A 2,109-nucleotide genomic window follows, 5' to 3' on the forward strand; every position below is an offset into this window, starting at 1 on the left:
GGGCAACCCGGACACAATTAATGGAACAGGACCATGAACTTGCGCACACACTTCGCTGCGATCGCCCTGGCGGCTGCCGTCTTCGTTTCGGCCGCCCAAGCAGAAACCATTCGAGTGGCGGTCGGCACACAGGACACGACGATCAATACTGCGACCGGCGGGCTTCTCATCCGCGAATTGAATCTTCTTGAAAAATACCTTCCGCACGACGGCAGGTACCAAGCCGCCACCTACGACATTCAGTGGAAGAATTTCACGAGCGGCGCGCCAATCACCAACGAGCAACTCGCGGGCAAGCTCGATTTTGGGGTGATGGCAGACTTTCCAGGTTCGTTGAACGGTCTTGCGCACCTCAAGGCGGGAAAAAAGAGCCTTTTCATTGCGGTGCTTTCGGGAAGCGTCAATGGCAGCGGCAACGGCATCGTCGTTCCAGCCAATTCACCCATCCAATCCCTGTCGGAGCTAAAGGGCAAGACGATCTCGGTGCCATTTGCTTCGACTTCGCACGGGATGTTGTTGCGAGCCGTGCAGGCGCAAGGCTGGGATGCCGAAAACGACGTCAAGATCATTACCCAAGCTCCCGAGGTCGCCGGTCCATCTCTCAAGGCGGATCAAATTGACGCGCATGCCGATTTCGTTCCGTTTGCGGAGCTCTTCCCGTGGCGCGGTTTTGCCCGCAAGATCTATGATGGTTCGCAGGCAAAGGTGCCAACCTTTCACGGCGTCTTGGTCGATGCTTCCTACGCCGAAAAATATCCCGAGGTCGTCATCGCCTACCTTCGTGCTGCGATCGAGGCAGACCAGCTCATCGGCAGAGAGCCCGAGAAGTACAGCGAGCTGATCGGGAAGATCACGGGCGTCGACGCCGAAGTGGACTATCTGTTCCACGGTCCGCTTGGATTGCAGACCCGCGATCTGACGTGGAAGCCAGAGTATCGACAGGCCGTGGCCACCGCAATTGGGACTCTTAAGCTCCTCAAGAAGGCGGACACCTCTCTTGATGTCGACACCTTCGTCGATGATCGTTTCATTCGAGCGGCGTTCAAGGCGTCAGGCTTGGATTATGAAGCGGCGCTGAACAATTACGAGCAGCTGCCGTTAAAGGCCAACGATGCTTCAACGGGTCAGCAGATCAACGATCCCAAGCGCGTCGCCGAGATCTGGGTCGAAGGCGAACCGCGGGTCCGACATTACGCCTCGCCGGAAAATGCCTTTTTGGCACTCAAGTCAATAGAAGGCGAGGGCAAGGCCGTAAGGGTATTCTATGCGCAGGACCGCGACAGCGGCATCAAGCTCTTAGGCAACCAGGCCTGGTTCGTGCGCTCCGATAGCGGCGTGGTCAGCGCGTTCCTTCTCAAGGAAAAAGCCGAGAGTTGGGCCAAGGCGAATGGGGGGAAGGTGCTGGATTTTGCCGGCGTCAGAGCTGCCTTGGTGGCAAGCAATCAAGGCGACCAATGATCGACCTGCAACTCGGCCGCTGGCTACGCCGGGCGTGCTCTCTCGCCATCTGCCTCTCTTTTGGCAGATGGCCACCACTCTGAAATTGGACTTCGGCATCGTTACCTTTTCGAATGTACCGCTTCCGGCAGACGTTGCGTCGGCTGCCCTTGAGTTCTTCCACTCCCCGCGGCTCTTTTCTCATGTGGTCAGCAGCCTTGAGCGCGTCTTCGCAGGCTATGGAATCGCCGCTGTGGCGGGCGTCACATTGGGTCTGCTGATCGGTCGATTGCAATTTGCCGGAGATTTCCTACAGGCGCCTCTCGAGCTGTTGCGCCCGATCCCTGCTGTAGCATGGATCCCGCTGGCGGTTCTGATGTTTCCGTCTTCCGAGCTTTCGATGATCTTCATCACTTTCACGGGCGCTCTCTTTCCAATCCTGATCAACACCGTCCACGGGGTCGAAAACATCGATCCTCGGCTGATCGCATCCGCACGCAGCCTGGGCAGCGCCCGCTCAGCCATGCTCCTGGAGGTGATCATCCCGGGCGCCGCCCCGAGCATTGTCACCGGACTGGTGATCGGGATGGGCACGTCCTGGTTCTGCCTGGTCACCGCGGAAATGATCTCCGGTCAGTACGGCATCGGCTACTACACCTGGGAATCCTACAC

Annotated in this window: 1 protein-coding gene and 1 pseudogene; both read left to right on the forward strand. The window is 58.2% G+C overall.

From position 1 onward, the window contains the following. Positions 1 to 33 precede the first annotated feature (33 nt). Positions 34 to 1,458, forward strand: coding sequence for an ABC transporter substrate-binding protein (locus EOA24_RS35475; RefSeq protein ID WP_127410681.1), 1,425 nt, complete (start codon positions 34 to 36; stop codon positions 1,456 to 1,458). Further along, positions 1,455 to 2,109, forward strand: a pseudogene (locus EOA24_RS35480) (ABC transporter permease); the annotation flags it as partial. The gene EOA24_RS35475 and the pseudogene EOA24_RS35480, both read left to right, overlap by 4 nt.

This window comes from Mesorhizobium sp. M2A.F.Ca.ET.039.01.1.1 (genome assembly GCF_003998035.1).
Lineage (GTDB): Bacteria > Pseudomonadota > Alphaproteobacteria > Rhizobiales > Rhizobiaceae > Mesorhizobium.